This is a genomic window from Paenibacillus sp. MER 180 (assembly GCF_023713665.1).
Lineage (GTDB): Bacteria > Bacillota > Bacilli > Paenibacillales > Paenibacillaceae > Paenibacillus_B > Paenibacillus_B suaedae.
On sequence record NZ_JAMAVT010000008.1, the window covers coordinates 71736 to 94943 of the forward strand.

1 protein-coding gene (cut by a window edge) is annotated in these 23208 nt (G+C 54.9%); it reads right to left on the bottom strand.

The window, feature by feature from the left end:
* A protein-coding gene (locus M3661_RS14810) for a non-ribosomal peptide synthetase (RefSeq protein WP_251486340.1) crosses the window boundary here: on the bottom strand, nt 1–23103 show its 5' portion. 18723 nt of this gene lie to the left of the window's left edge; the window shows 23103 of its 41826 coding nt (coding positions 1–23103); it begins with the start codon at nt 23101–23103; the stop codon falls past the left edge of the window.
* Nucleotides 23104–23208: the final 105 nt, after the last annotated feature.

Genomic DNA, 23208 nt, shown 5'->3' on the forward strand with positions numbered 1-23208 from the left:
CACGCGTTCGAGTCCGCTCCACGCTTGAACCGCCATCGCCAATGCGGTCAGCAACAGATCGTTGACCTCCGTACCGTAGGCCCGGTGTGCTTCTTTCAACAATTGCTGCGTCTGTGCCTGCGACCACTCCACCGTCAGCGTCCGGCTGGCATCCAGCGTGGACACACCTTGCTCATCATCTTTAGGCAGAGGCACTACGCCCTTCTCTACAATTGATTGCCAGTAAGCGCGCTGCGCCTCCATTGCTGGACTTGCCGCATAGGCGCCAAGCTGCCGCGACCACGTTTGAAACGAGTCCGTTTTCAGCGGCAGCCGAATGTCCTGTCCTTGCGCCGCTTGTTCGTAAGCTGACGCGATATCCTCAAAAAGGATACGCCAAGAGACTCCGTCGACGACCCAATGATGAATCGCGATAAGCAAATGATCCCCATCCGGGCACTGGAACAAGCCCAGTTTCAGGAGCGGACCGGCGCCCAGCGAGAAGCTGGCCTGCAGCTTGCCGGCCTCCGTCTCGACCCGCTGGCTCCAATCCTCTTCGCCACGGAAGTCAAATACGTCCAGACTGTAGCTTTCGCCGTCTTCCACGCTGCGGTTCCAAGCAGCGTAGCCGTCTTCCGTCTGCGTGACAATCATCCGCAGCGCGTCATGATGCCTAGCGATGCGCTGCATCGTCAGGCACAGTGCATCGATGTCGAACCGTTCTTCCCGGTACAGCATAACCGCGTGGTTAAAATGATGCAGATCCACAGGATCATGCTGCACAAACCAGCGCTGGATTGGCGTAAGCGGCACTGGACCATGCACCTCTTCTTGTCCCGCACGGCGAGTGACCGCCGTCATCTGGGAGCTAAGCTCGGAGACGACCGGATAGCGGAACAGATCTTTCATCTCGACCTTATACCCGGCTTGCAATAGCCGCGAAGCGACTTGAATCGCTTTGATCGAATCGCCGCCAAGCTCGAAGAAATGATCTAGGATCCCAATCTTCTCTACGCCCAGCACCGACTGCCAAACGGACACGAGCACTTTTTCTTCGCCCGTGCACGGGGCGACGTATTCCGTCCCCGCACTCATGCCTGCTACCGGCTCAGGCAGCGCTTTGCGGTCCACTTTCCCGTTGGGCGTCAGCGGCATCTGCGCAAGTTGCACGAAGTACGACGGGATCATGTAACCTGGCAGCTTTTGCGCCAAAGGGTTTCGGAGTTCTTCGGCCTCTAGTTCACGTATCGCTTTGATGTACGCACACAGCGTCTTTCGGCCGGTTTCGTCCTCACGGGCGATGACCACCGCTTCCTGAACGTCCGCTACGCGAAGAAGCTGCGCTTCGATTTCTCCAAGCTCAATACGGTAACCGCGAATTTTCACCTGATCGTCTATGCGACCTGCATACTCTATTGTTCCATCCGGCAGCCAGCGGGCCAAATCGCTTGTTCGGAACAACCGCTCGCCCGGTGCAAACGGATGCTCCACAAACTTCGCCGCTGTTAACTCCGGATTGTTCAAGTATTCGCGAGCCAATCCGCTGCCGCCAGTATACAACTCTCCAATTACGCCAATAGGCAGTATCTCTTTGGTTCTGCCCAGCACGTATACTTGCGTGTTGCTGATTGGACGGCCTATCGGAATCGACGCGCGCTCCACATCTGACATCCGGATTTCATGGCAGCACGTAAACGTCGTGTTTTCCGTCGGGCCGTAACCGTTGATCAGCCGTAATTCGCTGAATCGCTCCAACACTTTTTTTGCATGAGGTCTCGAAACAACGTCACCGCCAACCAGCAGTTGCTTCACCCCGTACAAACCTTCCAACTGCTCTTCCACCATTACATGAAACAAGCCAGCCGTTAGCCACAATATACTGACGCGATGCTGCTGAATCGCCTGCACCCAGTCCGTTAGCGACAATTTACCGGGCGGCAAAATCGCCAGCGCCGCACCATTCAGCAGGCTGCCCCATATCTCAAACGTCGCAGCGTCAAAGGAAATCGTCGAGCCCTGCAAAAATACGTCTTGTTCGCTAATGTCCACATAATTCGATGACGAAACAAGTCTGACAACCCCGCGATGCGTCACGCAAACCCCTTTAGGCGTTCCTGTTGAACCCGACGTGTAGATGATGTACGCCAGATCATCGGCCATTGCCGCCATTGCCAAGTTCGCACTGTTCGCGAAGTATTCTTCTGCGCCAGACAACGGCTCCTCTTCCAGTTCCACCTTGATTCCCTCAAAAGAAGCCCTCTCCTTCAAATGCTTCTGAATCAGCAGCACCTGCACCCCGGAATCCTCTAACATATAGGAGATGCGTTCCTGAGGGTACTCGGGATCGATCGGCACATACGCTCCACCGGCTTTTAGGATCGCCAGTATGCCCACGATCATCTCCAGCGAGCGTTCGGCCATAATCCCTACCAACTGCTCACGCCGCACCCCTTGCGCTTGCAATCTTCTCGCCAAGCGGTTCGCCCGCTCGTTCAACTCCCGGTACGTCAGCTGCCTATCTTCAAATGCCACAGCTAACGCATCCGGGGTCCATGCAGCCTGCCGTTCGAACAGCGCATGCACCGTCGCTTCCGCCGGCAGCTCCACCGCCGTATCGTTGAACGCCACCAGCAGCTCTTCCCGCTCGCCAGCCGTCAGGATCTCGATGCTTCCCAGCATCGCATGCGGATGACGGACTGCTTGACGCAGCAGCTCAGTAAAGTGGCCCGTCCAGCGCTCGATCGTCGTCCGTTCGAATAGTTTCGACGCATATTCCAGGGAGCATCGCATTCCCTGCTCGTGCTCGCTGACCGACAGCGTCAAGTCGAATTTCGCTGCTCCGCTCTCGATCGGATACGGCGTCCATTGCAGACCCGCCAGCTCCAAATCGGCCTGCTCGGTGTTTTGCAGCACCAGCATGGCATCGAACAGCGGATTGCGGCTCATATCCCGCTGCTTCACAACCTGCTCCACCAGTTCCTCGAACGGGTAGTCCCCATGCTCCAAGGCGCCTAGCGCCGTCTGCTTCACTTCCTCCAAGTAAGCCGAGAACGGCTTTTCTCCGGACGGGTTCATCCGCAGCGCCAGCGTGTTCACAAACATCCCCAGCATCCCTTGCAGATCCGCATGGGAACGTCCGGCGATCGACGTACCTACGATCAGTTCTTCTTGACCGCTTAACCGCCCCAGCAGGGCGCTGTACGCGGCTAGCAGCACCATATATACGGTCGCGCCACTTTCCCGGGCCAGCTCTCTGACCGCTTCGGCCAGCACACTGTCCAGCTCGAAATCGACCCGATCCCCCTCGAAGCTGCGCACCGCCGGTCGCGGAGCATCCGTCGGCAGGCTCAGCACCGGCAGCTCGCCTGCAAACTGGCTCAGCCAGTAGCTTTCCATCTTCCGGTAGGCCGCACTTTGCCGGTAACCTTGCTGCCAGAGCGCATAATCTTTATACTGCAGCCGCAATGGTTCCAATTCTTCTCCCGCATACAGCTTCGTCAATTCCTCCACCAAAATGTTCATCGAGGTGCCGTCAGAAATAATATGGTGCATATCGAACAACAGCACGTGCTCCGCTTCGTCCAGCCGTACCATCGTCGTCCGCAGCAGCGGCGCAACGCCAAGGTCAAACGGACGGAGGAAGCTGCGAATGGACGCCTGCACATCGGCTCCTGTCGCCTCCTCGTACGCGACGGTGAAGTCCGGAGCCTCTACGATGCGCTGCATCGGCTCCCCGTCTACCGCCACAAACGCTGTGCGCAGCGATTCATGACGGGCGATGAGCATCTGGAGGGCGCCTTCCAGCCGCTGGCGATCCAGCGTTCCCGTCAGGCACAGCGCAGCAGGCATGTTGTAGCTCAGTTCGGCGCCTTCCAGCTGCTGCAGCACATACAGCCGTTTTTGCGCGGACGACAGCGGATACGCTGCCTGCGCCGGGGCAGGCACGAGCGCTTCAAATACGCTGCCTTCCGCCGCCTCCAGTGCAGCCGCCAAGCTTTCAATCGTTGGCGAGAGGAATAATTGCCGCAGCGGCACCTCCGCCCCCAGTGTCTGATGAATGCGCGATACGAGCGTCATCGCCCGGAGCGAATGGCCCCCGATGTCAAAGAAGTTATCGCGAATGCCTACGCGTTCCAGCCCCAGCACTTCTTGCCATAGCTGCGCCAGCTTCGCTTCCGTCGCCGTACGCGGCGCTGCATACTCCGTTCCCGTTCGCAGCGTACCTTCTGGTGCCGGCAGCGCTTTGCGGTCGATTTTGCCGTTGTTCGTCATCGGCAGTTCTTCCAACTGCACGACATACGCCGGAATCATGTAGTCCGGCAAGTTCAATCGCAAGGCTTCGCGCAGTTCGGCGAATGTAAATTCGCGTTCGCCTGCCACATACGCGCACAGCTCATGGCTGCCTCGCTCATCTGGCAGCGCGATTACGGCCGCCTCTCGAATTCCTTCCAACGCTAACAGTATGGTTTCGATCTCGCCCGGTTCGATCCGATATCCCCTTATTTTCACCTGATGATCGATACGGCCCAAATACTCCAGGTTGCCATCTGCCAACCAGCGGGCCCGATCCCCGGCCCGATACATCCGCGTCCCTTCCAGCCATGGATTGGCCAGAAACTTCTCCTGCGTCCAGCCCGGCTGATGCAAGTAGCCTCGGCCGACACAAGCGCCGCCGATATACAGCTCGCCCGCTACACCGATCGGCTGCAGCTGTCCGAGCTCGTCCAAAATGTATACAGACGAATTGCTGATCGGCTTGCCGATCGGCGGCAGCGCCATCATCGGCTCTTGCGGCCTGATCGTGTACGTGGTCGCTACATGCGTCTCCGAAGGGCCGTAATGATTGTGAAGCGTTACGCCTTGCTCCTGCAAGTAGCGCTGCAGCGCCGGACCGACAATAAGCGCCTCTCCGGCCGTAATCAGATGCTGCACGCACGTTGGCCAACTCACCTCGTAGGTCGGATCGTTCCACACGAATTTGACGAACGACGACGGCAGCAGCAAGGTTGGAATGCCTCGTTCCTCCACATAACGGAAGAGCGCAGTCGGATTTTGGCGCATGTCCTCCTCGATCACATGCAGCGTTCCGCCCGCCAGCAATGTGGAGAAGATTTCCTGATAACTCACATCAAAGCTGTACGACGCATACTGCAGCACCTGCTTGTCAAATGGAATGGACGTACGCTTGTATTGATGCATAATCAGGTTCACGAGATTGCCATGCTCCAGCATGACGCCTTTCGGCTTCCCTGTCGTACCTGACGTATAGATGACGTAGAGCAATCGGCTGCTTTCGTTATCCGGTTCGTAGGAGCCGCTATCAGGGTTATTAGAGCTATTAGAGCTATTAGAGCTATTAGAGCTATTAGAGCTATTAGAGCTATTAGAGCTATTAGAGCTATTAGAGCTATTAGAGCTATTGGTGCTATCTGAGCTCTCACGGCTCCACTCACTTTGCTCGCTTGCCGCAAGAAGCTCTTCGATGATGAGCGTCTTGCCGCCGTATCCAAGACCTTCGTGCGTTGGAGCGGAAGAGGCATCCGCCAGCAGGCAAGCCACTTTCGAATCGTCCAGCATGTATGCTATGCGTTCCGCCGGATAGGAAGGGTCGATCGGAAGGAAGGCCGCGCCTGCTTTCAAAATGCCCAACAAGCCAATCATCATATGGGCGGAACGTCCCGCCATCAGCCCGACAATACCGCCGCTGCCGATCTGTTCCCGACGCAAGGCAGCAGCCAGGCGATCCGACAACCGATCCAGTTCTTCGTACGTAAGGCTTGTACCGACACATACGAGCGCGACAGCTTCCGGTGTTGCCTTCGCCTGCTTGCGGAACAACTGATGCACCGAGGCATTCGGCATTTTCTGTACAGATCCGTCCATCCAGACTTGGAGCATCATCCGATCCTGTTCGTTCAGCAAGCTCGCATTGCCGAGCTTGACATCCGGGTTAGCGGCCGTATGCCGCAGCAGCGTGAGGAAATGATCTTTCCACCGTGAGATCGTATCCGCCTCGAAGAGCGCTGTAGCGTACTCCAGACTCCCGTGCAGTTCCTCTCCCGCCTCGTGGATAAATAGCGACAAGTCAAATTTCGATGTCGGGTTTTCCAACTCGTACGGTGTGATGTCGACCTCGGCCATCTGCAGTTCGGATCGGTTCATATTTTGCAGCGCGAACATCGTGTCGAAAATCGGATTGCGGCTCACATCCCGATGCCGTACGACGTGCTCCACCAGTTCTTCAAACGGGTACTCCGCATGCTCAAACGCCGTTAAAGCCAGTTGCTTCATTTCTTCCAAATAGCTTCGGAATGTTTTGTCAGCAGAAGGCATCGAACGGATGGCTAAGGTGTTGACGAACATGCCGAGCATGCCAGACAGGTCGGCATGCGGCCGGCCGGCAATCGGCGTTCCCACAATAATCTCGTCCTGACCTGCCAATTTGCCCAAGAACATGCTGTAAGCAGCGAGCAGTACCATAAATAACGTAGTTCCTGTGTCTTGCGCCAGCTGCTTGATGCTGGCGGTCAATTCCGCATCGATCGCGAAATCCAATTGGCTTCCCGTGAAGCTTTGGATCGACGGACGGGCGAAATCGGCTGGCAGCTGAAGAACCGGAAGCTCGCCGCCAAGCTGCTGCAGCCAGTACTCCTTTTGTTGGACATACGTATTCGAATGACGGTTTGCCGCCAGCCAGACGGCATAATCCTTATAATGAAGCGATACAGGCTCGAGACGATCGCCGGCATACAGCCTTGCCACCTCTTCAATCAAAATGCCCATGGAAGTTCCGTCGGAAATAATATGATGCATGTCAAACAGGAGCAGATGCTGCGTATCGGTCAGCCTGATCAGCTGAACGCGCAGCAGCGGTGCCTGGCTCAGATCGAAAGGACGAATAAACTCCCGGATGAGGGCTTCCGCTCTTCTGTCCCCGGCTTCCCGATAAGGCAAATCGAACGCAACCTCAGCGCTAATTCGTTGAACAGGCTCGCCGTCCACCATACTAAATCCGGTCCGCAGCACCTCATGGCGGGCGATAAGCTCCCGGCAAGCCTGTTCCAATCGGGCAAAATCCACGCGTCCATGGAATAACAAGGCTGCAGGCATGCTATAGCTTAGTTCTGCGCCTTCAAACTGCTGCAAAATGTACATCCGTCTCTGCGCCGAGGACACCGGGTAGTAGTCCCTTGCTTCGGCCTGCGGAATGACGGCATATTCCAACCGCTCCAGCTCAGAGATCGCCTGCGCCATCTCTTCAACTGTCGGATAAAAGAACACGTTTCTTAGGGGCAGGCTCACGCTCATTTCCTTGTTTACTCTGCTTACAAGCGTCATCGCTCGGAGCGAATGGCCCCCGATTTCAAAGAAGTTATCGTGGATGCCGACGCGTTCCAACCCCAGCACCTCTTGCCATAGTTGCACCAGCTTCGCTTCCGTTACCGTGCACGGCGCTGCATACTCCGTTCCCGTCTGCAGTGCCCCTTCCGGCGCAGGCAGCGCCTTGCGATCCAGTTTCCCGTTTGGCGTGAGCGGCATCTTCTCCAAGCGAATGAAGTGCGAGGGGAGCATATATGACGGAAGGCCCGCCGCCAGCTTGCTTCGCATCGCCTGCGCCGTTAGCTCGCCGCTGCCCGTTACATAGGCGCACAGTTCCTGCGTTTCCCCGGTAACAACCGACACGACCGCTTCTTTGACGCCTTCAATTCGCAGCAAATGCGCTTCGATCTCGCCCAGTTCGATCCGGTAACCGCGGATCTTCACCTGATGGTCGATCCGTCCTAGATGCTCCAATCTGCCATCTGGCAGCCATCGGGCCAAATCGCCCGTCCGGTAGATCCGCTCTCCGGATAGAAACGGATGATCGACAAACTTCTCCCTGGTCAGCTCTTCGCGCGCCCAGTATCCGCGGGCGACCCCGGCGCCTCCGAGGCACAGCTCGCCTACGGCTCCGATCGGCTGCAACTGCAGCGCTTCGTTCAGCACGTACGCCTGCGTGTTCGCCAGCGGACGGCCGATGCTGACTTTTCCTCCTTCGCTATCCTCCAGATGTTCAAACGTAGACCACACCGTCGTTTCCGTCGGGCCGTACATATTGTACAGCGACGCATTCGTTTGCGCCCGAAGCTGCTTCAGCAGCGCCGCAGGCAGCGGCTCGCCGCCGATTAACAGAGCTGGTATACGGCACAACTGCGCGGCGCTGTGCTCCTGTTCCAACATCATCGACAACCTCGAAGGCGTCGTCTGCATCAGTTGTACCGGATGCTCCGCCAGCAAATCGCCCAGCAGCGCAGGGTCCTGAAGCTCCGCTTCGCTCGCGAGAACGATCTGCATCCCGCAGCTAAGCGGTACCCAGCTCTCGGTCACGAAGATGTCGAAGGACACCGTGGTGACCGAGAGGATCGACGCAGACGGCGCAAACGGCAGCGAGCGCACCATCCCCGTGATAAAGTTCATGACATTCCGGTGCTCCACCACCACGCCTTTTGGCTTGCCGGTGGTGCCCGACGTGTAGATCACATACGCGCTGTTCATCGGCGTTGTCTGTACATCCGAATGTACATCCGTTGATCTCGTGGAGGCCGACGAATAGGTTTCCAGTTCTTCCGCGGAGGCAAACCTCACCATGGCAGAGCAGCCAGAGCAGTTCTTCTGCCCTTCGGCATCCGTGGCGGCCAAGCGTTCCTTCTTCCCTTCGGAAACCGCAGCAGCTATTTCCGTAACGGCGGAGCGTTCCTCATCCAAGCACAGGACATGCCGCAGCGGCGTTTCTTCCCAGTCCGCCACCCTTTCTGTCTGCATCCCTTCGGTCACCAGGATACGGATACCGGCATCCTGGATCATCCCCTCGATGCGCGCTTCTGGCAGCGCTGGGTCCAGCGGCACATAGGCCGCGCCGGCTTTCATCACGCCCAGCAGACCGGCGATCAGTTGCGGTGAACGGCTGAGCAGCACGCCGACGCGGTCTTCGCTTTTCACCCCATGCGCACGCAGCCAGCCGGCGATGCGGTTGGCTCGCGCCTCCAGCTCGCCATATGTCCATACCGCCTCTCCGCTTACGAGTGCCGCTTGCTCCGGCGTTCGTGCAGCCTGCTGTTCAAACAGCGCATGCACCGTTGCTTCCGCAGGCAGTTCCACCGCCGTATCATTAAATGTCACCAGCAGCTCTTCCTGCTCGTCAGCCGTCAGCACCTCGATCCTTCCCAGCATCGCTTGTGGATGACGAACCGCTTGACGCAGCAGCTCGGTAAAGTGACCCGCCCAGCGCTCGATCGTCGTCCGTTCGAACAGTTTGGACGCATATTCCAGGGAGCATCGCATCCCCTGCTCATGCTCGGTAACCGACAGCGTCAAGTCGAATTTCGCTGCTCCGCTCTCGATCGGATACGGCGTCCATTGCAGACCTGCCAGCTCCAAATCGGCCTGCTCGGTGTTTTGCAGCACCAGCATGGCATCGAACAGCGGATTGCGGCTCATATCCCGCTGCTTTACAACTTGCTCCACCAGTTCCTCGAACGGATAGTCCCCATGCTCCAATGCGCCTAGCGCCGTCTGCTTCACTTCCTCCAAGTAGGTCGAGAACGGCTTTTCTCCAGACGGGTTCATCCGCAGCGCCAGCGTGTTGACGAACATGCCCATCATCCCTTGCAGATCCGCATGGGAACGTCCGGCGATCGACGTACCGACAATCACTTCTTCTTGACCGCTTAACCGCCCGAGCAGGGCACTGTATGCGGCCAGCAGCACCATGTATACGGTCGCACCGCTTTCCCGGGACAGCTCTCTGACCGCTTCCGCCAGCACGCTGTCCAGCTCGAAGTCTACCCGATCCCCCTCAAAGCTGCGCACCGCCGGTCGCGGAGCATCCGTCGGCAGGCTCAGCACCGGCAGCTCGCCTGCAAACTGGCTCAGCCAGTAGCTCTCCATCTTCCGGTAAGCTGCACTTTGCCGGTAGCCTTGCTGCCAGAGCGCATAATCTTTGTATTGCAAACGCAGCGGTTCCAATTCTTCTCCCGCATACAGCTTCGTCAATTCCTGCACCAAAATGTTCATGGAGGTGCCGTCGGAAATGATATGGTGCATATCGAACAGCAACACGTGATCCGTTTCGTCCAGCCTTACCACCGTCGTCCGCAGCAGCGGTGCAACGTCAAGGTCAAACGGACGGAGGAAGCGGCGAATGTACGTCTCCGCCTCGGCTCCTCTCGCCTCCTCGTATGCGACGGTGAAGTCCGGAGCCTCTACGATGCGCTGCATCGGCTCGCCGTCTACCGCCGCAAACGCCGTGCGCAGCGATTCATGACGGGCGATGAGCGCCTGGAAGGCGGCTTCGAGCCGCTGGCGATCCAGCGTCCCCGTCAGACGCAGAGCAGCAGGCATGTTGTAGCTCAGCTCGGCGCCCTCCAGCTGCTGCAGCACATACAGCCGTTTTTGCGCGGACGACAGCGGATAAGCTGCCTGCGCCGGGGCAGGCACGAGCGCTTCAAATACGCTGCCTTCCGCCTCCTCCAGTGCAGCCGCCAAGCTTTCAATCGTTGGCGAAAGGAATAATTGCCGCAGCGGCACCTCCGCCTCCAGTGTCTGATGAATGCGCGATACGAGCGTCATCGCCCGGAGCGAATGGCCCCCGATGTCAAAGAAGTTATCGCGGATGCCGACGCGCTCCAGTCCCAGCACCTCTTGCCATAGCTGCGCCAGCTTCGCTTCCGTTGCTGTGCGCGGCGCCACATACTCCGTTCCCGTTCGCAGCTCCCCTTCTGGCGCCGGCAGCGCTCTGCGGTCGATTTTGCCGTTGCTCGTAATCGGCAGTTCCTCCAGCTGCACGACATACGCCGGAATCATGTAGTCCGGCAAGTTCAATCGCAAGGCCTCGCGCAGTTCGGCGAATGTAAATTCGCGTTCTCCTGCCACATACGCGCACAGCTCATGGCTGCCTCGCTCACCGGGCAGTGCGATGATGGCCGCCTCTCGAATTCCTTCCAACGCTAACAGTCTGGTTTCGATCTCGCCCGGTTCGATCCGGTATCCTCTTATTTTCACCTGATGATCGATACGGCCCAAATACTCGAGGTTGCCATCAGCCAACCAGCGGGCCCGATCCCCGGTTCGATACATCCGCGTTCCTTCCAGCCATGGATTGGCAAGGAACTTCTCCTGCGTCCAGCCCGGCTGATGCAAATAGCCTCGGCCGACACAAGCACCGCCGATATACAGCTCGCCCGCTACGCCGATCGGCTGCAGCTGTCCGAGCCCGTCCAAAATGTACACGGACGAATTACTGATCGGCTTGCCGATCGGCGGCAGCGCCAGCATCGGTTCTTGCGGCATCATCGTGTACGTGGTGGCTACATGCGTTTCCGAAGGGCCGTAATGATTGTGAAGCGTGACGCCATGCTCCTGCAAATAGCGCTGCAGCGCCGGACCGACAATCAGCGCCTCTCCGGCCGTAATCAGATGCTGCACGCACGTTGGCCAACTCGCTTCGTAGGTCGGATCGTTCCAAACGAATTTGACGAACGACGACGGCAGCAGCAAGGTTGGAATGCCTCGTTCCTCCACATAGCGGAAGAGCGCAGTCGGATTTTGGCGCATGTCTTCCTCGATCACATGCAGCGTTCCGCCCGCCAGCAAGGTAGAAAAGATTTCCTGATAGCTCACATCAAAGCTGTACGACGCATACTGCAGCACCTGCTTGTCAAATGGAATGGACGTACGCTCGTATTGATGCATGATCAGGTTCACAAGGTTGCCATGCTCCAACATAACGCCTTTCGGTTTCCCCGTCGTACCCGACGTATAGATGACGTAGAGCAATCGGCTACTCTCGCTATCCGGTTCAAAGGAGGCGCTATTAGCGCTATTAAAGCTATTAAAGCTATTAAAGCTATTAAAGCTATCAATGCTAATGGTGCTATCTGAGCTCTCACGGTTCCACACACTTTGCTTGCTAGCCGAAAGAAGCTCTTCGACGATGAGCGTTTTACCCTCATATCCAAGACCTCCGGTCGTTGGCGCGGAAGGGGCATCCGCCAGCAGGCAAGCCACTTTCGAATCGTCCAGCATGTACGCTATGCGCTCCGCCGGGTAGGAAGGGTCGACCGGAAGGAAAGCCGCGTCTGCCTTCAAAATGCCCAGCAAACCGATCATCATGTGGGCGGAACGTCCCGCCATCAGCCCGACAATACGGCCGCTGCCGATCTGTTCCCGACGCAAGGCAGCAGCCAGGCGATCCGACAACCGATCCAGTTCTTCGTAAGTAAGGCTTGTATCGGCACATACGAGCGCGACAGCTTCCGGTGTTGCCTTCGCCTGCTTGCGGAACAACTGATGCACCGAGGCATCCGGCATTTTCTGTACAGATCCGTCCATCCAGCCTTGGAGCATCATCCGATCCTGTTCGTTCAGCAAGCTCGCATTGCCGAGCTTGACATCCGGGTCTGCGGCCGTATGCCGCAGCAGCGTGAGGAAATGATCTTTCCACCGCCGGATCGTATCGGCTTTAAAGAGCGCTGTCGCGTACTCCAGGCTGCCGTGCAGCTCCTCTCCCGCCTCGTGGATAAATAGCGACAAGTCGAATTTCGATGTCGGGTTTTCCAACTCGTAGGGGGCGATGTCGACATCGGCCATCTGCAGTTCGGATCGGTTCATATTTTGCAGCGCGAACATCGCGTCGAAAATCGGATTGCGGCTCACATCCCGCTGCCGTACGACGTGCTCCACCAGTTCTTCAAACGGGTACTCCGCATGCTCAAACGCCGTTAAAGCCAGTTGCTTCATTTCTTCCAAATAGCTTCGGAATGTTTTGTCGGCAGAAGGCATCGAGCGAATGGCTAAGGTATTGACAAACATGCCGAGCATGCCGGACAGGTCGGCATGCGGCCGACCGGCGATCGGCGTTCCCACCACAATCTCGTCCTGACCAGCCAGTTTGCCCAGGAACATGCTGTAAGCAGCGAGCAGTACCATAAATAACGTAGTTCCCGTGTCTTGCGCCAGCTGCTTGATGCTGGCAGTCAATTCCGCATCGATCGCGAAATCCAATTGGCTTCCCGTGAAGCTTTGGATCGGCGGACGGGCGAAATCGGCTGGCAGCTGAAGAACCGGAAGCTCGCCGCCGAGCTGCTGCAGCCAGTACTCTTTTTGTTGGACATACGTAGGCGAATGACCGTTTGCCGCCAGCCAGACGGCATAATCCTTATAATGAAGCGATACGGGCTCGAGACGATCGCCGGCATACAGCCTGGTCACCTCTTCAATCAAAATGCCCATGGAAGTTCCGTCGGAAATAATATGATGCATGTCAAACAGGAGCAAATGCTGCGTATCGGTCAGCCTGATCAACTGAACGCGCAGCAGCGGTGCCTGGCTCAGATCGAAAGGACGAATAAACTCCCTAATGAGGTCTTCCGCTCTCCTATCCCCGGCTTCCCGATAAGGCAAATCGAACGCGACCTCAGCGCTAATTCGTTGAACAGGCTCGCCGTCCACCACATCAAACCCGGTTCGCAGCACCTCGTGGCGGGCGAGCAGCTCCCTGAAAGCCTGTTCCAATCGGACAAAGTCCACGCGTCCATGGAATAACAAGGCTGCAGGCATGTTATAGCTTAGTTCCGCGCCTTCAAGCTGCTGCAGCACGAACAGCCTTCTTTGTGCGGATGACAGCGGATAATAATCGCATGGCTCGGCCGGCTGCAATCCCTTAAACAGATCCTTCGATTGCCGCTCGACAAGCGGAGCCAACGCTTCAATGGTTGCAAAGCGGAAAATGTCACGAATCGAGACTTGTACATGCAACGCTTGATGGATACGCGATGCCAACGTCATCGCCTTTAGCGAGTGGCCTCCCAATTCAAAGAAGCTGCTGCTTACTCCTACTTGCGAAATTTGCAGCACGTCTTCCCAAATTGCGGCTAGCTGAGCCTCCGTCCGTGTACGAGGGGCCATGTACGGCGCAACGGCTGCCGTTTCATAGGCAGATACAGGCAATGCCGAACGATCCAGTTTTCCGTTTTTAGTAAGCGGCAGCTCTGCAAGGCGGATGTAATGCTCAGGTACCATATAAGCAGGCAGTGCCAGGCTCATTTCATGTCTTAATGCGGAAAGATCTAACGCACTATCGCTGACATAATAAGCGCAAAGCACTTCGTTTCCAGGCTTATCTTTTCGAATAACGACAGACGCTTGCCGAATATCGGCATTCAACAGCAGACGGGCTTCAATTTCGCCCGGTTCAATCCGATATCCTCGAATTTTGACCTGCTGATCGATCCGTCCCAAATATTCAAGATTGCCATCTGGCAGCCAGCGAGCCAGATCCCCTGTTGCATACATCGTTTTGCCTTCGTTGAAAGGATCGGGTTTGAATTTCTCATGCGTAAGCTCAAGATGATTCCAGTAGCCTTTGGCTACTCCAGCGCCACCGAGATGCAATTCTCCCGGCACGCCAACAGGAAGAACCTGTCCGCCGTCGCCCAGCACATAGGCTGTCGTTCCGCCAATCGGCCGGCCGATTGGGATACTTGTCATGCTGCCCGCATCGCTGACCTTGAACGCGGTTGAAAACGTCGTATTCTCCGTAGGCCCATATCCGTTCCATATCGTAATGGATGGGCATGCTTGCTGAACGGCCCGAACATGCTTCGGCAGCAGCACTTCTCCCCCCATGATCAAATGCTGAATTCCGGCAAAAAGTTTGTCATCCATATCAGCCAAATGATGAAAAAGAGATGTCGTCAAAAACATAACCGTAATGCTGTTGGTTGCGATAAACTGTCCCAAACGGCTAGCGTTCAGCAGTACTTCTTTCTCCACAGGGTATAGTTGACTTCCATGAAGAATAGCTCCGAACATTTCAAATGTCGCCGCATCGAAGCTGACCGAACCTGTCTGTGCGAAGCGATGTCCGTCATGAAACGGTACATAACCGCCGCCTGTCACCAGGTTGACCACATTGCCGTGTGTGACCAGCACGCCTTTCGGCTTTCCCGTTGTGCCGGAGGTGTACATGATATAAGCGGGATCATCGGGGCCTACCGTACGCGATTGCCCTTTTGCCACCAGATCCTCATGTAAAAGCCAATCGGCGTCAAGGCTGATGACTGCCCCCTCATACGATTCCGGCGGGTGCAAATTGCCGGCAACCAGCAAAAATTCCGCTCCGCAATCGTCCAAAATATACAGATGACGATCCTCTGGAGCTTCAGGATCCAGCGGCACATAGGCGCCACCCGCCTTCAAAACTCCCATGACAGCTACAATAAATTCAATGGACCGATCAGCTAAAATTCCGACAGCCGCATGAAGCGGCAGTCCTTCTCTAAGAAGCTTGCCGGCCAGAATGCCCGACTGATGCTGCAGCGCTTCGTAGGTAAGGTGACGTTCACCGCATACAACCGCCAATCGTTGCGGATAATTGCGAGCGACCTCTGCAAACCGATCCGTAATCGAGACATCCGGCATCGGAGAAACAGGTAATCCGCTATAAGTCATAAGCTGTTCAAGCTGCTCTTCTTGATTAAGCAATCTTGCTTCAGCAAGCAGCGTATCCGGGGCCGTAATCACATCATGCAGCATGACTGTGAAGTAACGGCACCAACGCTCTACCCTTTCGCGAGCAAACAAAGCCGTAGAAAACTCCATAGAGCAGCGATAGCCATCCGGGTGCTCGTTAACCTGAAGCGTAAGGTCAAACTTCGCCGTTGTATCTACGAACGAATACGTGTCCACGCTCAAGTCAGGAAGCACAATTGGCAACGAATCGGTATTTTGCAGCACAAATACAGCATCGAATAACGGATTTCGACCCATATCCCGCTCTCTGACAATTTGATCGACCAAGTCTTCCAGCGGGTAATCTCCATGCTCTAAGGCATCCATCGTCGTTTGTTTGATTTCTTGTATAAAATGCAAAAATTTCTTTTGCCCCGAAGGAAACGTACGCAATGGCAGTGTATTTACAAACATCCCCATCATGGACGACAAATCTGCATGCGGCCGCCCAGCTACCGGGGAGCCGATGATAATCTCGTTTTGGCTGGACAATCGCGACAAAAACATGCTGTATGCCGCCAGCAATACCATGTACACGGTCGCCCCTTCATTCAGCGCCAACCTTTGCACGGACTCCGACAATGCCTTGTCAAGATGAAAATCAACACGTTCTCCGGCAAAACTGCGCAGCATCGGGCGTGAGTAATCGGTCGGGATTTGCAGCACAGGCAGCTCGCCCCCTAGTTGCTGCATCCAGTAGTCCTCATTCTTCCGATAAGCTGCACTATGAGCGTATTGCTGCTGCCATACGGCATAATCTTTGTATTGCAATCGAAGGGGTTCTAGTTGATGTCTGGCGTACAGTTTCGCAAATTCTTCTACAAAAATGCTGATGGATACGCCATCGGAGATAATATGGTGCATATCAAGCAGCAAGTAATGCAGATGTTTTCCCGCACTTATAACCTCGACACGCAGCAAAGGCGCTTGCTCCAGATCGAATGGACGTACAAACTCCGCTATTCTTGCGTCAAGCTGCTGTTCTTCCGCTACCCGGTAAACGACGGACGCCTGCACATGCTCGTGCACTTTCTGCATAGGCTGATTGTCGATGAATGTAAAAGATGTTCGCAGAGCGTCATGACGCAGAATGATCTGTTGCAGGGCCGACTCGAATCGCGAGGGGGCCAGACTGCCTTCCATCCGGAGAACGGCCGGCATGTTGTAACTGACGTCTACGCCTTCCAGTTGCTGCAGCACGTACATCCTTCTTTGAGCCGATGTCAGCGGATAATAATCCATCGGCGCCGCCGGCTCCAGCGAATCGATTGCTTTAACCGATCTGGAAGCGAGTGCCTCCGTCAACGCTTCAACAGTGGGATATTGAAACAGATCCCGGAGCGTAACATCAGCCTGAAGCTCTTTTTGCATGCGGGAAACGAGGACCGTCGCTTTTAGCGAGTGGCCGCCTCGTTCAAAGAAATCATCCCGCACTCCGATCGGGCGAACGTCAAGCACATCTTGCCACAATTCGACCATTTTTTGTTCCGCATCGGATCTTGGAGCCAAATAACTTCCGCTCACGGCCAGGCTGCTGCCCTCAGGATGCGGCAGGGCGCGGCGATCCAATTTTCCGTTGACAGTCAGAGGCATTTGCAGCATGGGAACAAAATAAGACGGTATCATGTAAGAAGGCAAGGCAACACCAAGCCGTTGTCTCAGTTCCTTCACCGCGTAGTCCCGATCCGCGACAAAATAAGCGCATAGACTGGCGCTCCCCTCCGAGCCCTCGATCACAGTCACAACTGCCTCGCTTATCCCAGGGAGCGATATCAGATGTGCCTCAATATCTCCCAGTTCGACCCGATTTCCGCGGATTTTCACTTGATGATCAATGCGTCCCAAGTACTCCAACGTTCCATCTGGCAGCCACCGGGCCCAGTCGCCGGTTCGATACATACGCTCTCCATGTACGAAAGGATCGGAAACAAACCTCGCTGCGGTCAATTCCGGCTGGTTCACATACCCTCTCGCCAAACCAAGACCGGCAATGCAGAGCTCTCCCGGTACGCCGAATGGAGACAGCCTTCCCTGTGCATTGACAATATAGACACGAGTATTGGGAATAGGGCGTCCGATGGATACAGCAGTCTCTTCCGTTAATTCCACAGCAGTCGTTACGACCGTATTTTCGGTTGGGCCGTATTCGTTCATCAATTGCATTTCAGGATTCATTGCTTTCAAACGGCGAATTAAAGGCATGCCTACGGCCTCGCCTGCTACTACCGCACTGCGCACCGAGCGCCAATCCTCGCGGTTCATGTGTTCCAGCATGGCGGAGTAGAAGCTCGGCGGGCTCTGCAAATGGGTGATTTGATGATGGACGATAGCTTCGCGAATGGCTGAAGCATCCTTGCTGTTCTGATCGCTCAGGATAACAACGGCTGCCCCTGAGACGATAGGCGCAAAGAAGTGAGTCACAAACGAATCGAATATAAAAGGATTCAGCATCAACGCCCTGTCGCTCGGACCAAACTGGTAGTGGCGCTTTTTCCACTGTATGGTGTTCGCAAAGCTCCCGTGTTCGATAAGAACGCCTTTCGACCTTCCTGTTGTGCCCGATGTGTAGATGACGTAGGCCGAGTGCTTCGGATCGATCGAGCGTCCCTGCCCTTTCACGGAAACTTCCTGCAGCGGATTGTCTTCAAAATAAAGAACAGAAACATCTTGACGAAGCTCGGCAATAAGCGGCTTATACTTGTCGAACGTAAGCAGCGCTTGAGGGCGGCTGTCCTCCAGCATAAAGCGGATCCGATCCGTAGGAAATTCCGGATCAATCGGGAGGTAGGCTCCTCCTGCTTTCAAGACCCCAATTATACCTGCCGCCATTTCTAACGAACGGTGAGTCATGACAGCGGCAATCGTATCCGTTCCTACACCGCGCTTACGAAGTTCGGCGCCTAGCTGCTCCGCCCATTCGTTTAGTTGCCGGTAGCTCAGTTCCCCCTCTTCCCCAATAATCGCCGGGAGGTCGGGAGTTAGCGCCGCTTGCTGCTCGAACAGCGTTAGCACAGATGATGCTGGATCATACGTTTCTTCTCTACCGGCAAACCGCTCAAGCAAATGTTCTTTATCTTGGGCGGTAACCAAGTCATAAGCGCCAAGTTTGACGTCCTGGAAATGAACGGCCTGAAGGAGAAGCTCTTGAAAGCAGCCACTCCAGCGTTCAATTGTATGTTGCGTAAACAAAGAAGAATCGTATTCCCAAGTCACTAAGAAGCTGTCCTCTCGCTCGGTTACCGTGAGCGTCAGATCGAACTTGGCTGCCGTGTAATCCAACGGATACAAAGTCAGATTGACATTTTCCAGTTTCAGCTCTTCATTATCCCCCTGCTGCAGAACGAGCATTGCGTCGAATAGTGGATTGCGGCTAAGATCGCGCTCCTGAACCATTCGCTGAACCAGTTCCTCAAACGGATATTTCTCATGCTCGAACGCAGATAACGCCGTCTGCTTCACTTCACGGAGATAGGCGGCAAACGTTTTTTCTCCTTCCGGGTACATGCGGAGCGCCAAGGTATTTACAAACATCCCTAACATGCCTGACAAACCTGCAAGCTGACGTCCCGCCACCGGCGTGCCGACGACGATCTCGTCTTGTCCGGCTATACGCGACAGAAATGCGCTGTATGCGGCTAGCAGTACCATGTACACGGTGGCGTCGCTCTTGCGAGCCAACTCGCGCACAGCCATCACAAGCTCGCCGTCCAGTTCGGCGTCTACCCGGCCGCCTATAAAGCTGCGCACAGCAGGCCGCGGATTGTCGGTCGGCAGTTGGAGAGCCGGTACCTCCTCGGCAAACTGCGACAGCCAATAGGCCTCCTCCTTGGCATAATCTTCCGTATGTCTATAAGCTTGCTGCCATACAGCATAGTCTTTATATTGCAGCTTTAGCGGTTCCATCGTTTCACCGGCATAGGCCGCAGCCAGCTCTTCCGTCAATATTTGCACAGAAATGCCGTCCGAGATGATATGATGCATGTCAAATAAGAGCAGATTCCGTTGATCCCCGAGATGTACGACTTTTGCCCGCAGCAGTGGTGCCGCGTCCAGGTCGAACGGCTGAATGAACGCCTGAATACGCGCATCTTCTTCCCCGTCCTCTGCTGTCTCTACCGCGATAAAGAAATCAACTTGCTGCTGCACGCGCTGAATAGGCTCCCCATCTGCAATAGCAAATGAAGTACGCAAAACATCGTGCCGGGCAATAAGCGAATGGAACGCCGCTTCCAATCGTTCCTTGTCCAGCGTCCCTTCCATAAGAAAGGCGGCCGGCATATTGTAGCTTAGTCCTGTTACATCCAATTGCTGCAACATAAATAACCGCTTCTGAGCGGACGATAGCGGGTAATAGAGCTGCTCAGGTGCGGATTCAAGCGACTCGTAATTACGTGTCGCCGCCGAGCCGACCACTTCGGTTAAGTCTTTTAGCACTGACGCCTGAAAGATGTCCCGCAATCCGAGTTCGATCTTGAACTCCTCATGAATGCGCGTCAACAGCGTCATCGCTTTCAGCGAATGACCTCCAAGTTCAAAGAAATTATCTAGGAGTCCGATCTGCTCGTGATCCAGCACTTCCTGCCAAAGCTTTGCCATCCGTTGCTCAGCATCCGTCACCGGTAGCAGGTATGGTTTGGAGGAAATTCTTTCATCCAACGCAGGCAAGGCTCTGCGGTCCACCTTACCGTTTGTCGTCAAAGGAAGCTGATCCAGCTTCATATAAGCGACAGGAATCATATAGTCCGGCAGCATCGAGGACAAGAATCCTCGCAGCTCATCTGTCTCAAGCTCCCTCTCGCCCGTGTAATACGCGCAAAGTACCTGCTCACTTTGGCGATCTGGCATAACAGCAACAACCGCCTCACGGATAGATGCGTTTTGTATGAGGCATGATTCAATTTCGCCCGGCTCTACCCGATAGCCCCGTATACTTAGTTGGTCATCAAGACGACCAAGAAATTGCAAATTCCCGTCCGGAAGCCAGTAAGCGCGATCTCCAGTACGATACATGCGTCCATCCGTCACAAACGGATCTTGAGCGAATCGCTCTGCCGTCAGTTCCGGCCTGTTCAGGTAACCCCGAGCTACCCCGGCTCCTCCGATGCACAGCTCCCCCGGCACGCCAACGGGTTGCAATGTCCCGCCCTGTCCAAGCACATACAGGTTGGCGTGCGGGAGCGGTCTGCCAATCGGTACGCCTCCTTCTTGAGGCAGTATACTTCCATTCATTGTCTCGTAATAGGAAGCATCAATGCATGCTTCCGTCACCCCATAGCTGTTGAGAATACGCATAATAGAGCCGAAACAATCGTGCACCCTCTGATAATCTTTCGCCGCAAAGCGGTCTGAGCCCATAATTAACAAACGTAACTGTCCCGTACTTAAGCCATTCTCGTAAATATAATCCATGAGCGGCACAAGCAATGCTGGCGTCGATTCCAGCAATGTTATGCCTTGTTCGACGATTACCCTATGGAGACGAGGCAGACTGAGACGAGTTTCGTTCGAACATATAACGAGCTGTCCTCCGCTTAGCCATGCTCTGGCCAAATCGCCGGCAAATACGTCAAACGAAAAGCTTGCCATTTGCAGCAGTCGTACTTCCATATTACCGAGCCTGTATTCATGATGCCATGACCATGCAGTAGAAACCCAACTGCGTTGCTCGATCATAACCCCCTTGGGCCTTCCCGTTGTTCCGGAGGTGTAGATAACATACGCAAGTCGCTCAGGTGGACAACCGTGAAGTAAATTGGTCGAATCGTCGGCATAGCTTGACGCAAGCCGCAAATCTAGGACTCGGCAGCCATCAGGCACAGTCATCATGTCATCGTCGGCAGTAAGCAGTACTTTTGCTTCGCAATCCCTTACCATATAAGCCAGGCGCTCGGCTGGCAATGAGTTGTCCAACGGAACGAAAGCGCCGCCTGCCTTTAATACGGCAAGAACGGCAGTTACGATAAGCGGAGAACGTTCCCCTAGAATGGCCACAGGCTCCCCACTCCCTATGCCCAAGCGACGAAGCGTCCGAGCGAGCCTGTTCGCTTGCTCATTCAATTGTCCATAGGTCAATGACAATCCGCCCGGTTCCGCAACAGCGATTTGATCCGGCGTATTTGCTGCATGGGTCTCAAACATTTCGTGCACAGAACGGTCAAGTGGTTGCTCGGTTCGTTGTCCCAAGCTGTAATTGTGGAGTATATTCTTCTGTTCTTCAGGGGGCAGAATTTCCAGTCGCCCTACCGACTGCATGGGGTTCGACATCGCTTCCCGGATTACATGCAGCAATCTTTGGAACAAACAATCGATGTCTTGTCGCGCAAACAAATCAGTCAAATAATCGATTTGAATGGCCATTTCTCCGGTTCCTACATGTTCGCGGATGTGAACCGTCAATTCGTTATCCTGGTGCCCATTTCCCAGAGGCAGCGTCTCGTATTGGAAAGGCGTATCGTCAGGCAGCGTTCCCCACTCCATCGGGTGATAATTGAAGAACACGGGCAGCAATGCCTCCGTAAATCCGAAACGGTTGCGAAGGTCCGGGACAATCCGGTTAAACGGGTACTTTTGATGCCGAATCAGTTCGCTCTGCTTGTTCTTTACTTGTTTAACAAATTCCGCGAACGACCAGGAAGCGTCAATGCGCATACGAAAAGGCGTCGTGCTGACGAGCATCGCAACCATCAACTTCTGTTCTCGAGATGTCCGGTTGGCGTACATCGTTCCAAGCACAACTTCTTCTTCTCCGCAAATCCGCGACATATACAGGCAAAGGGCAGATACGAATAAGTTAAATGGGGAAACATGCTGTGATTCGCAGAACGTACGGATGTCGTTGCATTCAGATACCGGAATTTCATAATGGGCATAAGTTGCCGAGCTTCCGGCCGTCTGGACAGCGTTTTCGGAAGTGCCAAGCCGTGTGATGGAAGGAAGCGTACAGAACTCACCCTCCCAAAATGCCTTATCTTTCTGAAACCGGGAAGATTGTAGATATTCCTCCTCGTTACGGAGCAGAGCCGTGCAAGCAGGCGCCGCTTCTTGAGGAAGCTCTCTATTGCAAAGCAAAGCATGATAGCCCTCAACGAATTCATTACCCAACAAGTTGAGCGAATAGCCGTCGGCAATAATATGATGAATGCTCAAGAACAGCCTGGCTTCCGATTCACCAGTCCGAAACAGCGTAAATTTATATAAAGGGGAGTCAAAAAGTGGAAACGGTTGGCATGACAAAAACTCGACTTCTTCTTCCCATGCCTCTGGTTCTCTATCGCATAAATTCACAATATCGATGTCAATTGGTGTAAAAGGAACAATATAGCTTAGTGGCTCCTCACCTTCTCTCTGCTGCAATCGCATACGCAGAGCGTCATGACGGAGAGCAAGGCTTTGCAGCACCTCTACGATTTTATCCTCTTGTATCGAGCCCTTGATAGTAAGCAAACTATTAAGCGTGGCAACTGTCGTGTGCGGATTCAAAAGCTCCATGTACCAAATTCGACGCTGAGCTTCTGTAAGCTCGTAATAAACTTTCTCATTTTGTTGCAGTTGCAGATTGGCTTTGCTCATTGACATAAATACCCTTCCTTCTCTTTGGAATCCTTGGAATGCCGGTATTGGTCATGCTTTCTGCTGTGGGGTAAATGTAACAAAGTGGCTTTCAACTTCCTGCAAATTCAC